General features: G+C 37.8%; 14 protein-coding genes. 4 read left to right on the top strand and 10 right to left on the bottom strand.

Going from position 1 to position 13,561, the window contains the following annotated elements:
- Positions 1 to 125 precede the first annotated feature (125 nt).
- The 4 genes from ACFQ3S_RS05020 (at position 126) to ACFQ3S_RS05005 (ending at position 6,799) form a co-directional block, all read left to right on the top strand.
- Complete coding sequence (locus ACFQ3S_RS05020) at positions 126 to 3,611, top strand: ATP-binding protein (protein WP_377161882.1); 3,486 nt, start codon at positions 126 to 128, stop codon at positions 3,609 to 3,611.
- A gap of 139 nt (positions 3,612 to 3,750) precedes the next feature.
- A complete protein-coding gene (locus ACFQ3S_RS05015; protein WP_377161880.1) occupies positions 3,751 to 4,953 on the top strand; it encodes a sensor histidine kinase in 1,203 nt (400 codons plus the stop codon).
- An 11-nt stretch (positions 4,954 to 4,964) separates the two neighbouring features.
- Positions 4,965 to 6,113: a redoxin domain-containing protein gene (locus tag ACFQ3S_RS05010; RefSeq protein ID WP_377161878.1), complete on the top strand. Its 1,149-nt coding sequence runs from the start codon at positions 4,965 to 4,967 to the stop codon at positions 6,111 to 6,113.
- Complete coding sequence (locus tag ACFQ3S_RS05005; RefSeq protein WP_377161876.1) at positions 6,113 to 6,799, top strand: LytR/AlgR family response regulator transcription factor; 687 nt, start codon at positions 6,113 to 6,115, stop codon at positions 6,797 to 6,799. Before ACFQ3S_RS05010 ends, ACFQ3S_RS05005 begins: the two co-directional genes overlap by 1 nt.
- A 225-nt stretch (positions 6,800 to 7,024) precedes the next feature.
- Here the strand turns inward: ACFQ3S_RS05005 and ACFQ3S_RS05000 are convergent, their stop codons facing one another.
- The 10 genes from ACFQ3S_RS05000 to ACFQ3S_RS04955 form a co-directional block, all read right to left on the bottom strand.
- Positions 7,025 to 7,666, bottom strand: a complete 642-nt coding sequence (locus ACFQ3S_RS05000; protein WP_377161874.1) for a hypothetical protein — start codon at positions 7,664 to 7,666, stop codon at positions 7,025 to 7,027.
- Positions 7,629 to 8,177, bottom strand: coding sequence for a hypothetical protein (locus ACFQ3S_RS04995; protein ID WP_377161873.1), 549 nt, complete (start codon positions 8,175 to 8,177; stop codon positions 7,629 to 7,631). The genes ACFQ3S_RS05000 and ACFQ3S_RS04995 overlap by 38 nt, the downstream gene beginning before the upstream one ends.
- A gap of 1 nt (position 8,178) precedes the next feature.
- Entirely contained in the window at positions 8,179 to 8,571 is a 393-nt protein-coding gene (locus ACFQ3S_RS04990) for a hypothetical protein (RefSeq protein WP_377161871.1), read from the bottom strand.
- Between the two features lie 24 nt (positions 8,572 to 8,595).
- Entirely contained in the window at positions 8,596 to 9,120 is a 525-nt protein-coding gene (locus tag ACFQ3S_RS04985) for a hypothetical protein (protein ID WP_377161869.1), read from the bottom strand.
- Between the two features lie 299 nt (positions 9,121 to 9,419).
- Entirely contained in the window at positions 9,420 to 9,998 is a 579-nt protein-coding gene (locus ACFQ3S_RS04980; RefSeq protein ID WP_377161867.1) for a hypothetical protein, read from the bottom strand.
- Positions 9,999 to 10,201: 203 nt separating this feature from the next.
- Positions 10,202 to 10,348 (bottom strand): hypothetical protein, encoded by a 147-nt coding sequence (locus tag ACFQ3S_RS04975; protein ID WP_377161865.1) that lies wholly within the window; start codon positions 10,346 to 10,348, stop codon positions 10,202 to 10,204.
- Positions 10,349 to 10,480: 132 nt separating this feature from the next.
- Positions 10,481 to 10,906 (bottom strand): hypothetical protein, encoded by a 426-nt coding sequence (locus tag ACFQ3S_RS04970; protein WP_377161863.1) that lies wholly within the window; start codon positions 10,904 to 10,906, stop codon positions 10,481 to 10,483.
- Positions 10,907 to 11,136: 230 nt separating this feature from the next.
- Positions 11,137 to 11,637, bottom strand: coding sequence for a DUF6438 domain-containing protein (locus tag ACFQ3S_RS04965; protein ID WP_377161861.1), 501 nt, complete (start codon positions 11,635 to 11,637; stop codon positions 11,137 to 11,139).
- A gap of 349 nt (positions 11,638 to 11,986) precedes the next feature.
- Positions 11,987 to 12,475, bottom strand: coding sequence for a hypothetical protein (locus tag ACFQ3S_RS04960; protein WP_377161859.1), 489 nt, complete (start codon positions 12,473 to 12,475; stop codon positions 11,987 to 11,989).
- A 56-nt stretch (positions 12,476 to 12,531) separates the two neighbouring features.
- On the bottom strand, positions 12,532 to 13,561 hold a 1,030-nt coding region (locus ACFQ3S_RS04955), incomplete at its 5' end, for a hypothetical protein (protein ID WP_377161857.1).

The following is a 13,561-nucleotide window of genomic DNA, read 5'->3' as shown; positions in this document are numbered from 1 at the left end:
TAATTAATAGATCATTAAACATAACAGATTATGAAAATGAGCTCAACTATTTTATGAAAAAATCGTTTATCTATTGTAAAAATTACTTTTAGTTTAGCAGTTTAACTCAAATTTAACCTGATATAGTGTCAAACACACCTACATTTCTGCAAGGCGGGGGGCAAATGGGCGAATTGATCCGCTCGAAAGATTGGTCCCAAACCGCTTTAGGTTCCCCAGATACCTGGCCCGATAGTTTAAGGGCCGCCATCAGTATCAGCCTAAATTCGGGTTTTCCTATTGCAATTTATTGGGGTAATGAATTTTTGTTATTATATAATGATGCCTGGAGCAGCATACCGGGTAATAAACATCCATGGGCATTAGGTAAACCCGGCACCGAAGTATGGCCCGAAATATGGGATGGCCTCGACGCTGAATTTAAAAGTGTATTAGTAAGCGGCATATCTGTACGCCAGCCAGATGCCCTGCTGCTGATGAACCGCTACGGCTATGTGGAAGAGTGTTATTTTGACTACACACTATCACCTATTATGGCTGTTGATGGCAGTATAGGCGGTATATTTAATGCCGTTATTGAAACCAGCTACAGGGTAATTAATGATAGGCGCAACAAACTATTGCATCAACTGTTAAAGCAGCTTAACCAGGCACATGGCCTACAGGAAGCCATTGTAAAAGCAGAAAGCATATTAAGTAATTACCGTGATGACATCCCTTTTTACCTGTTGTTTTCAACCAATGACGACATTGTAAAAGATGCCCGCCTTACAAGCTATGCCGGCATAACATCCGGCATAGCCGAGGCTGTAGCATGGCCTTATGAGGATAACCTTAACAACGGAAACCCTGTGGCTGTAAACCTTAACGAGTATTTAACCCCCCCCGTAAACAGCACCTTTGCTGAACCCTGCAGCCAGGCACTTATTGTATCCATAAGCCGCGATGAAGCACACATTTCGGGGTATATGGTTATGGGCATATCGCCTCGTAAAAAACTGGATGCCGATTACGAGCATTTCCTATCGTCGGTTGGCTTGCATGTGGGCACTATATTAAATAATGGTTATAATTATGAACAAAGTGACGCTTTGCTTCGTGAGCAGGCTTTAAATGAAGAATTATCATCGGCTAATGAAGAGTTAAGTTCCACCAATGAAGAACTCCATCAATTACAACTAAACCTGGCCAATTTAAACGCCCAACTGGAACAACGTGTAGCGGCCCGCACCCAGGCTTTAGCAGCAAGCGAATCGCGCTTCAGGAATTTAATTGTTGATGCACCGGTTGCCATTATGGTACTTAACAGCCGTAGCTTGGTGGTAGAATCGGCCAATACACTGATGCTTAAATTATTGGGTAAAACCACTCAGATTATAGGCATGCCCTTTGCCAGTTCCATGCCCGAACTGGAAGGTCAACCGTTTTTGCAATTGTTAGATGATGTTTATACAACGGGCAATACCTATTATGGCAATGAAGTCAAAGCCCTGATTGAGCGCAACGGAGAACTAATTACGGGCTATTACAACTTTGTATATCAAGCTGCAAAAGATGAAAATGAAGAAGTAAAGTCTATTATTATTGCGGCTAATAACGTTACAGAACAGGTTGCATCCCGCAAACGCATCGAAGAAAGCGAGAGCAACCTGCGTAGCCTGGTAATGTCGGCACATTATGCGCTTATGGTTTTGCGCGGTAAGGATTGGGTTATAGAAATAGCCAACCAACCCCTGGTAGATTTATGGGACAAAACCATTGAAGAAGTAACCGGCTTTAAGTTATTGGATATATTACCTGAAATTGCAGACCAACCCTTTCCTAAACTTTTAAAACAAGTATATGAAACAGGTAAAGGTTATGGACAGGAAGAAGAGGTATTTTACCTGGAAACACCAACTGGTAGGGTTACCCGGTATGTAAGCTTTTATTACGACCCCATGTTTGACAGTGAGGGTAACGTAACCGGTATAATTGTAGCCGCCGAAGATATAACACCGAGTGTGCAAAACAGGCTTTTATTAGAACAGAGTTATAGTGAGCAACAGGCCTTAAACGAAGAATTATCGGCCACGAATGAAGAACTGGCATCAGCCAATGAAGAACTGCTTGCTATTAACGAAGAGTTAGCGCATACTAAAGATAGTTTACAGGAAATTGTAAGCCAGTTAGCCGCCAGTGAAAACAGGTTACGGTATATGCTCGCCGATGCGCCCGTTGCCATTGCCCTGCTAACCGGCCGTGATCTTATTGTAGAAGCCGCCAACAAAAAGGTATTGGAGGCCTGGGGTAAAAATGATAAAATTATAGGACTGCCTTTACAGGTTGCCCTCCCCGAACTGGCAGGACAGGTATTTATTACCCTCTTAAATAATGTATTTATAAGCGGGGAAGCCTATCATGGCAACGAGGTAAAAGCACTGTTAGAGCACAACGGGGTCATTAAAGATGTGTACTTTAATTTCGTTTATCATCCGCTGAAAGACGATGAGGGCCAAACCGAGAGTATTGTGGTAGTTGCTAATGACGTAACCGAACAGGTAAAAGCCCGCAGAAAAGTAGAAGAGGCCGAAGAAATGCAGCGTTTCTCTATAGAAGCCGCCCGAATGGGAACCTGGTTCTTGGATGCTGATACACGCAAGTTTATACCTTCGCCACGTTTAAAAGAGTTGTTTGGCTTTAATGCAACCGAAGAAGTATCCTATGATGCCGTTGTTAAGCAAATACCTGAAGAGTATCGTAATTATATTGAAACGGAAGTGGAAAAGGCTGTTTCGAAAGGTGAACCTTATAGCGTTGAGCATCCGGTAATTGGTTTTCATGACCAAAAGTTAAGATGGTTAAAAGCCCTTGGAAAATTAAATAAAGACAGTAAAAACCGGACCTCCTATTTTTCGGGCGTGTTATTGGATATTACGGAGCAAAAGCAAGATGAGCAGCGCAAAAACGACTTTATTGGTATGGTAAGCCATGAGTTGAAAACGCCGCTTACTTCACTCAGCGCTTATGTACAAATGTTGCACGCCAAGGCCAAACGTACCGATGATAGTTTCTCGGTTGGCGCGTTGGACAAGGTGAATATCCAGGTTAAAAAAATGAGTACACTCATTAATGGCTTCCTGAATGTATCTCGCTTAGAATCAGGTAAGATACATTTAAATAAACAAGATTTCAGGCTGGATGAACTGATAAGCGAAATGGTGGAAGAAACCAGGCAAACTACATCGGGGCATGAGGTTACCTTATTACCACGTGAGGCCATTACCGTAACGGCCGATCAGGATAAGATAGGCTCCGTAATATCTAACCTGTTGAGCAACGCGGTAAAGTACTCACCAAGAGGCACTAACATTACCGTAAACTGCGAAATTAAGGCTCAAATGGCCGTAGTAAGCGTGAAGGACGAGGGCTTAGGAATTAAACCCCAGGACGTTGAAAAGCTATTTGAACGATATTACCGGGTGGATAGCAAGCAAACGCAAACCATATCGGGCTTTGGTATAGGCTTGTATTTATGTGCTGAGATCATCCAGCGTCATGATGGTAAAATATGGGTGGAAAGCGAACCGGGCGAAGGGTCGACATTTTATTTTAGTTTGCCACAAGCCTAAGCTATTACAGGTAAAAACTAATTTTGAGGAAAAACCCGCTTCACATAAGTTTATCATATTTCATAAAACCCCCAAAAAAGTAGCTATTTCTACCATTTTCGCAATGCAGGCTTGGTAAAACGCAACCGCATCGGGGGTAATGGTAAGCAACCTGGTTTGGCAATATGCTTATCCGTTATTTCACCCCATAGTTACGGCCACTCACCACATTAATTTTCATGTGATGCTGTTCTTCACTTCCTTTGATGAACAAGCAAATAATCACATGAAAAATCCTCCTTTACGTAAATTTTTCCTAAGCTGGCTTCTGCATTTTTGCACGGTGTGGACCATTAGTAATGTATATGATTGGGTAAGCTACGAGCTGCGCGTTGCCGAATGGGGTACCTACATTATAAATGAAGACGGAACACCTGTAACACAATGGCAGCGCTTTGTAAATCATAATAACTGGCACCAGCCAGGTATGCTTTTACTGGCTTTAGTGCTTCTTTGTGTAGAAGTTAATTATCACTACCTGTTTAAAAGGCTTAGGCTACCATGGTTTATAATATGCTGTTTATTAATTAGCGTGGGTTGCTATTTTGTTTTCGCTTTACTATATATACACAATGCCCAAAAGCTCAGCAATCTCAATTCTGATGCTTTGTCGTTACTAATTATTGCTGTTTATGCGTTGGTATATGCACTTGTGCGCGATTATTTTTACCAGAGCGCTCACAGAAAAGAAGTTCAGCTTCAACAGTCAGAAAATGAACTGAATGCCCTTAAAGCCCAACTGAACCCTCATTTTTTATTCAACAGCCTTAATTACTTGTATGGTACGGCGCTGAAAGAAAACGCCCCGCTTACGGCCGATGGCGTGGACAGCCTATCGCAAATGATGCGTTATACCATAACCGGGCTGCACCACAACTTTGTACCGGTTAAAGAAGAACTTACGTTTTTGGAACATTACATAGCCATGCAGCGCGTGAGGTTGCCACAAACAGAAGGTATTAACATACAAGTACAGATGGTAAACCCCGTACCACACCACCTTGAAATTGCCCCCCTTATACTTTTACCCTTTGTTGAAAACGCCTTTAAATATGGCATCAGTATGGATGCACCCTGTACTATCGGTATTCAAATTAACCTAACCGGAAGCGAGTTGACACTGAAGGTGCAAAACCAGGTAATTGCTGGCCATGCCCAAGTTAAAGGCAATAATACAGGTATTAAAAATACCATTAAAAGGTTGCAATTGCTTTATCCCGATACCCATCATCTCGAAATACAAAACACTGGTGACCAATACAAAATAAAGCTCACTTTACAGCTAAACCCTAACAACTCCTAAACCTTATCAACATGAAAAAACCGTTATTTTTTGCCATTGCCCTACTATGGCCCTTGCTGACTTTGGCCCAACCAACAACTGATAGCACATGCACTATTAAAATAAATATTGGCCAAACCCAGCCGGCTACCAAACTGTACCTGTTCTACCAAACCAACGGCATTAAGTATCTCGATTCGGCCAAATATCAAAATGGCTTATTTGTTTTCAACCTCAAAGTAAGCAAACCGCTCAACGCATCTATAGTGGCCGACCATGCCCACCTCGGCCTTCAAGCCATAATGAAAAAGCGGGGTAACGAGGTCGACTATATTAAATTTTACGTTCATCCGGGTACTATCGGCATGCAAACCAATCAGCTATTAGCCAATACTCAATTTACAGGTCCGGGTATCAATGCCGACAACCAAACCCTGCAATTGGCTTTAAAAATGATTACCAGTCAACAGCAAACTACCAGCCAGCAACTTATCACCACCCGCGATACCCTGTTAGCTAAAATACTAAGCCGACGGAATGATAGTTTGCAGAAAGCCAAAGGCCCTATTCAAAAAACATTTATTCAGCAGCATCCCAACAGCTATATAGCACTAACCGCCTTGCAGGAATATGCCGGCAGTTTCCCCGATGTTAAAGCACTGGCAGACCTGTACAAGCAATTATCACCCCACCTGCGCAATAGTGCATTAGGACAGGAATTTCATGCTTTTTTAACCGCAGGTAAAACCTTGGCTGTAGGTAGCAAAGCACCCAATTTTACGCAGGCCGACAGGCTGGGCAAACCAGTTAGTCTTTCTGCTTTCAGGGGTAAATACGTACTGATAGATTTTTGGGCATCGTGGTGCGGCCCGTGCAGAAATGCCAACCCTAAACTGGTACAAATTTACCAGGAATTTAAAAACCGTAATTTCACTATCTTGGGCATATCTTTAGATGAGGTGGACGGTAAAGACAAATGGTTACAAGCTATTAAAACCGACCGTTTTACCTGGACGCAACTATCGGACCTGAAACACTGGGACAATGAGGTAGGGAAACTGTACAGTGTGCGTTATTTACCGCAAAGCTACCTCATAGATCCTGAAGGGATAATTGTTGGAAAAGACCTCATGCCCAAAGAGTTAACAACACTGCTGCAAAAAATATTACCTGTTAAATAATGAGAGCCATTGCCATAGATGACGAACCCGTTGCACTTGATATTATTAAAGCACATGCGCTTAAAGTACCCTTTATACAACTACAAGGCACCTTTTTAAGCGCAACCCGGGCCTTAGCTTACCTTAAAGTCAATTCGGTTGATGTGGTTTTCCTGGATATATCCATGCCCGATGTTTCGGGGTTGGAGTTTGCCGCTATGCTGCAACCAGGCACACAAGTAATTTTTACCACCGCCCACCCCGAGCATGCCTTAAAAGGCTATGAGTTGGCCATTACCGACTACCTGTTAAAGCCTGTTAATTTCGCACGCTTTTTACAGGCCTGCCAACTGGCCGAAACCAGGCAGCTATTAGTAAGCACCCATAAACCCGCAACTGAAGAAAGCCTTTTTGTAAAGGATGGGCATAACTGGCTGCAAATTAAGCTCTGCAACCTGCTTTATGCCCAGGCCGACGATAATTATGTTAGCCTGTACGAAACAGGCAAACGTACCCTAACCCGCATGACGTTTACAGAGTTACAAGCTAAACTCCCGGTGCAGCAGTTTATGCGCATACATAAATCCTATATTATTGCACTAACAAAAATCGAAAAGATAGAAAAGCACCAGGTAACGGTCAATGGCATTTGCATCCCGCTATCCAAGTTATACAGGGAAGAGTTGTTAGGGGTTTTAAACAGGTAATTAATGAGCAGCTGGGACAAATATAAACGATTAGACATTTGTCCTTTTATTTAGGATATTTGTCGTATATATAAAGTTTTGCTCTATACATTTCTGGAACTGTGATGCCACTGCAATTCAGCGCATAAGAAATTCTTAGTGCACCTGCATTGCTTTTTCTTGGCGGATCTACAATGTGATATGGATACACCGCACCACTAATAATATAGATGACTTGCAATAATACTAGTATGCCGGGGCAACGACCGACATGACAGAGTCGATATCGGTGTGGTTCCATTTAAATAGCTTTTGATCCGCTATCGTGTCGAGCTTTTTGCTTTTATAAAATTTAAGACAATTGTCAAATATACTTATTCCTTGTGCCCCCTCGCCTAAGGTGGTAAGCGAATTTACGGAGTCTTGTTTCATATCTGCGATAACAGGGGTTAATAGCTGCTTAATATCGTGTTCCATAACAAAGTTCATCGGATCATAGAAAGACTTATCTGTCATCAAGAACTTCATTCTGACCGAGCTGTCGCTAATTCCCATCACAACACAATTGCACAATACCAAATCTTTAAAACGTTCTCTCCACTGCTTTTCACGTTTCTTATCTTTTGAGTCAGCATGCTTATTGTTGTTCCCTCTTTCATTACATGCAATGAAAATCATACTTAACAAAATCAATAATATAACAGCTTTTACTTTCATCTTTATTGTTTCTCCCCCGCTCCCGCAAGGGTCTCCCTTGTGGCCAAACCAGTTGATTGATATGTAAATAACCACTGACCAATACACTTTTCTATAATGCTTATCCACAAGGGTGACCCTTGCGGTAGCGGGGTTAATATGTTTTGCTTGGATCCCAATAATGCCGTTCAAAAAAGTATTCTTTATCTTTAAATTGATCGGTTACTTTTTTACCAATATGTTCATCAATATTCATTTCTTTAAGGAGATTTTTAATTGGTATATTCATTACCAACTCTTTAAAAGGTTCTACATTTAGATAATTATAACTTAAAACACCTATATCAAAGTCACGATTGGCATAAATCCCAAACGAATTTTCTTCACTACTTATAGTAAAATTATTTATGAAATAGTAATAAGTATCTTCTTGATTGGTAGAACTTGGAATGGTTTGTTTATTCAAGACAGATAAATAAACCTCTTTTATTTCAAGTTGGCCTATATATTTTTCAATTGGGTATTGTTTATCCAGGCATTGTAGCTTAAGAGCTTCTATTTGATTTAATTTACAAAATTCGTATAATGACGAAGCGAATTTTTCTCTAAACAATACATCAAATTCAAAATATATATTCCTGATAAAATTTTTAAGAAAAATTTTATCAGGAAAAATTTGTCCTGTGAAAATTGAATCATTCATATTACTGCAATCTATACTTTACTTGTAACTTTCCTTTATAATATACATCAACCGTTTTTAAATTACTTGTACTAACAGTCCTTGAAGAATATCTGAAATTGCCAATATATAAATTTTTAATAGATGGATCACTTGGTGCTGGTTGCCAAGTCTTACTCGTTTTTGTAGCCAAACTAACCTCAAACTCATTTAATGTCATGCCTATTTGAAAATTAGGGATTGATTTAGTCGTGTAAGTAATATTCTCATACTCTATAAAAGTTACAGTCTCGGCCGGAGCCGCGCCAATCACGAAAGCTACGGCCAGATTAGTTAAATATACCGGGTCGGTTAAAGCCTGCACCCACATATTCATTAAACCATCGGCATAGTCGCCCGCCATCATTTTTACCATAGCAGGTTTAAACCCTTAAGAGAATTACTTTAACAAGTAATTCTCTTTATTTTCAAACTGCTTTAAGATTTTATTATAATAAGTACTTTTAAATTGCAGTTCTTCAAAATATTTTTTCATAGGAATTTCTAAAGCAATTTCTTTAAACATATCAATTTTTAATGGTTGATTGTAAGCCAAAATTCCAATGTCATAGTGTCTGTTTGCATAGAACGCAAAATGATGTATTTCATTAAACAACACAAAATCTGTAAGTAATGTATAATAATTATGCTCTTGTGGTAGTGCTTCGGGTACTATAGTATTTTTTAAAAAGCTTAAATAAACACTTCTAACATCTTTATTTGAAAGAATAAAATTGAATGAATGATTTTTATCAAGAGATGAAAAATTCATATTTTTTATTTGATTTTCAAAAAAGAATTTCTCGAAAGCTTCTTCAAATTCGTTTTTAAAAAATACTTCGAATTCTATAGAAATGTAATAGTCAAATTCCTTATTAAAAATTTTATTGGGGAATACACCGCCTGTAAATATATTATTGCTCATTGATTAAATCGATATTTGATTTTTCTTACTCCATCGTAAAATACATCAACTGTAAGCCCATTATTTGAATTTGTTTCTCCCCCGCTCCTGCAAGGGTCTCCCTTGTGGCTAACCAGTAGATTGATTTGTAAATGACCACTGACCAATACACTTTTCTATAATGCTTATCCACAAGGGCAACCCTTGCGGTAGCGGTTGTACGACTGTGGACAATGTGGTAAATTTAGTCTCAGCAATTATATAGGCTTTTTATTGCCTCATGTGCTGGTATATACCTATGACGTGTTTTTAATGACTTATTACTGCCTAAAGAAACTGTTTATACTTGTATTATCTGGGCCTAAATAATCAATCAACCATGTCTTATCTTGCTTTGTTAATATAAATACCAAATTAACCTCTTTTGCAAAATTTACACTAAGCAAAGCTTTTCTGTGTACAATTAATGATTTTGTGATTCTTGCTTTGCTGAGGTTATCAAGAATAACTTCTGGTTCAAATGTGCCAAGGACTATATCTTGATCTAAGCCCTCGATTTTAACTATTTCACCAGGACTTCTTTTAGGACCAATAAATTTTCCGTAATAGCTAAAATATTCTTTAAGCTGATTGATGTATGTTTCCGATACAAAATTACTTTTTCGGAAACGATTGTAATATAATTCTAAGCTATCCGAATCAAAATAAGTTTTTGTAGTATCTTTTTCATCATATCTAGGAACGAAATAGGCCCTACCGTTTTCAAATTCACTACCAGCTTTATGCCATTTTAAAAAATCAATGATTGTACGCTTAATAATAGGGAGAGTGGTTTGCTTTTGCGCATTACATACCACGAAAGCAAAAATTAATAGTTTTAAAATAAGCAGTTTTTTCATATCACTTTTTAATACTTTTCCTAACTTAAGTTATGTTTCTTTTTAGTGGCTTCCATAAAAAATCTATTCTCATTGACTGGCCCTGCCATCATTTCTTTAGGGACTGTATCAGTATAAACTGTCCGAAGATCGAAATCGTTAAAATAGGCTTCAAAGAAATCTTTTATAAGGTTGTTGATATTATTCATACAATAACACCCGCATTATTCTATCCATAGAACAGATTTATAATAATCTTCATACGCCTCTTCACCGGCTTTTAAAGCCGCTATGTAAGTAACCTCGGCAGCCCTACCGTCCCGTTGCTCCTCGTTGTAATCACTTAATAATTTTTCCTTTGAAAATTTCATGACCTCAAGTAGCGCATCAAAAAACTTTTCAGCATTTTCCGCGCATTGGAACATAAGTTTACTTTAGAAAGGTTCACCACCCAATTTTCAATCAAGTAAATAGACATGGCAACATTTGTAAGGCGGTTCTTGCTACATCTTCTCAAATATCTTATCTTCTTTAAGGTGAATCTTGTAATAAATTCTTGCTATGGAATCTAATTCCTTGCTATTATAATAATGTAAAGCATTAGCCATGTAGTAATTCATTCCAGGAGTGCAACCCTCACACATTGCAGGAGGAGGCATTTTATTCACGAGGGCTTTTCCTAACTGCTTAGCTTTTTGCAATGCCTTTAAACTCAATCCATCATATGGATTAAAAGCATCTTTTTTTTCAATCATTTTAAAAATGGTATCATTTTTATAGCCTTCCCGTAAGCTCGCAAAAAATACCTCATCTTTAAACGTATTTATCCATGAGTTAGGGCCATTATTATAATCAAATTTTGGATAAGATACATGTGAACATGACATGCAAATTAAGATGATTAACGAAAGGAAATATCGAATTTTCATAGAGCAACTAGTTTAACACCCAAATATCAAGATACAAAATAGGAGCATCGGAAAAATGACAGGCGTTACCACAGGTTGAATTTGAATATAGTAAATCTGCATGTCCTGATGCCCATCCTATATTACTCGAAACTAATGAATAAATACCCCCGCTACCGCAAGGGTTTCCCTTGTGGGTTAACCAGTTGTTTGGTTTGCAAATGGCACTTCTAAGACACCCTATTAAACGCTTATCCACAAGGGTGACCCTTGCGGTAGCGGGGGGTAGCTGGTGGAAATTTCGGTTTTACTGATATTGGTAAGTTCTGTATAGTTGTTCTAAAACGAATGAAGTTGTTAACCGGTTTTAATTTTGCCTGTTTGTAGCTGCTTAACATATTATAAAACACAGTCTTTACTTTAGGCGGCAAGCTTTCTGACTGTGCTTTAATATGCTTTACACCAGTGCTGTCATCAATAAAAATTTCTATGCTTTGATCATCGACGGTATTATTATACACAGTATCCAGCTTGTTATAAAAAATTTGTTGGAGTTGTACTTTTAATGTATCCCATGTAGACATAGATATGTTTCCAGAGTAATAACCTTTTTTAGAAGAATATTTGCCCCCATAGTAACTCATGTTTAATGAACTGTCAACTACTAAAACGCTTACTGGACATTCTCCATAACAATAACCTGCTGCTATTTCAATGCGGCTTATGGTGTTAGCGTGTTTTGCCTCTTTCATAGAGCAGGATGAAATGAACATTAAAGTCATTAGTATAAACCTCATCGTTTTGTTAATAAATGGCATAATAACAATGTTAAAAGTTACAAGGATAGAATTCTATCCAATGAATTGCAGTATTTCCCCGCTACCGCAAGGGTTTTCCTTGTGGCTTAACCAGTTGATTTGTAAACGACCACTAAGTATATAATCTATAAAACACTTATCCACAAGGGTGACCCTTGCGGTAGCGGGGGTAGTTTGAGGTATCTATATAATTTGATGCTATAACAGCAAGTGTCTGTAAGTCAATATTATAACTAAATAATTGATAATTAACCACATGGGCATGCGTGCACCAGCAATAGGGTTATTTATTAGATTTAAGCATGACTATATCATTTACATTTACACCCTGTTTGTTTAGTTCTATTCTAATATAATTTCGTTGTTTTTCAGAAAGGCGCGAACCATTTAAATCAAGAAATTTAAGCGATTTCAGCTTTTTTAGTATCCGAAGATTTTTTTCAACATCAGCACTGCGACTAAAACATAATTCCAATGTGTTCAATTCAATTAAATTATCAAAATCCTCTGGCAAATCTTTAATAAATAAATCTATTAACCTTAATTCTCGAAGCTTTGTGAATTTTGTTAAAATATTTATGTATTCAAAGTATATACCTCCCATAGGAATGTCCTCTTTCGAAAGCCAAGAGGAATGATATATATTATTTTCATTTTCAACAATCAAATGTATTACTGGATTGCTTTCACTATTGTATTTGTCATTTAATATTAATTGACTTTCAAATTCTTTATATTTTAGATAAAGGGTCGTATCTATACTTCTTTCCATTCCAATAGCATTTAAGTTGTTGGTAAATAATAGAATTAAAACTAAGGTGCAATATCTCATATATCTTTTATCAAATCTATTAATGCATGATAAGCATTGTTAGAATCATTCCATAAATTATTTTCTAATCTTAAAAATACGGCCTGCTCTCCATTAATATTTCTCATATTCTTAACTTTTTGTAATATGGCATCTATTTTTGAGTGATAAGAAGAATTATAAATTTTTGTAAAGCTCGCTTTATCAAAAATTAACACACCGGCAGTCATGTTTCTGAAATAAGCTCGTTGGATTGTCTGTTGAATACCTTCTGTAAATGCCTTGAATAATATTGCTTCAGTATTTGATGGATTATATGTTTTCACTTCATAAGCAACGAATCCTGTATTTATCATGGTCGTTCCCATAAGCCTCGATTGCGAATTTCTTTGTACTTTTAAATTTTTGTTTTGAGAATTACCTTGTACATCTGTATAAATCATATTAATGTAAGAATAACCCTCTTGCGCCTCTGGTAATTTTTGTTCTGTTAATAAATCTATAAAAATTCTTTTACTTAAATCAAGATTATCCTGTACAACAGCGCCTCCAACAGCCCGAACACGAGTTAAAGAAGGGATGCTTAACAATCGCTGAGCAAATAAACCTTCACCTATTGCACCAAGCCCTTTTCCATAACCATCTGAGGCGTTTAAACCTTTTGCAGTTTCATGAAAGTTTTTCAGTGAAGTATTATTAGCTCCTTTAAATGCTCTCCATATATACTCATTAAAATTTTTTACAGTAATGGAAACTGGGTGGCTGTCAGGATAATTTTCACTAAAATCTGTGTTATTAAAACTGTATAATGTTGTATATGCATCTACATTTAAAGATTCCGCATTTGTAAGGTCTAAATTATTCGGATCAAATGATACATCATTTAATGTAATTGGATCAAGGTCTTCCAGATTTATTTGAATAGGAAAAGATGGTGTACCCCAAAATGGATTCTTAAACACCTCCAAACTCACCCCCGGGTTAGCCATCAAAAACTCCACCGCCCAGTTTAAGAATTCCTTGTTTTCGGGTGTGCTGCCGTGTGTT

Source organism: Mucilaginibacter terrae (assembly GCF_042679325.1).
In the GTDB taxonomy this organism is placed as follows: Bacteria; Bacteroidota; Bacteroidia; order Sphingobacteriales; family Sphingobacteriaceae; genus Mucilaginibacter; species Mucilaginibacter terrae.
Note: the sequence above shows the minus strand (reverse complement) of the source record. Positions and strands in the feature narration are given on the sequence as shown.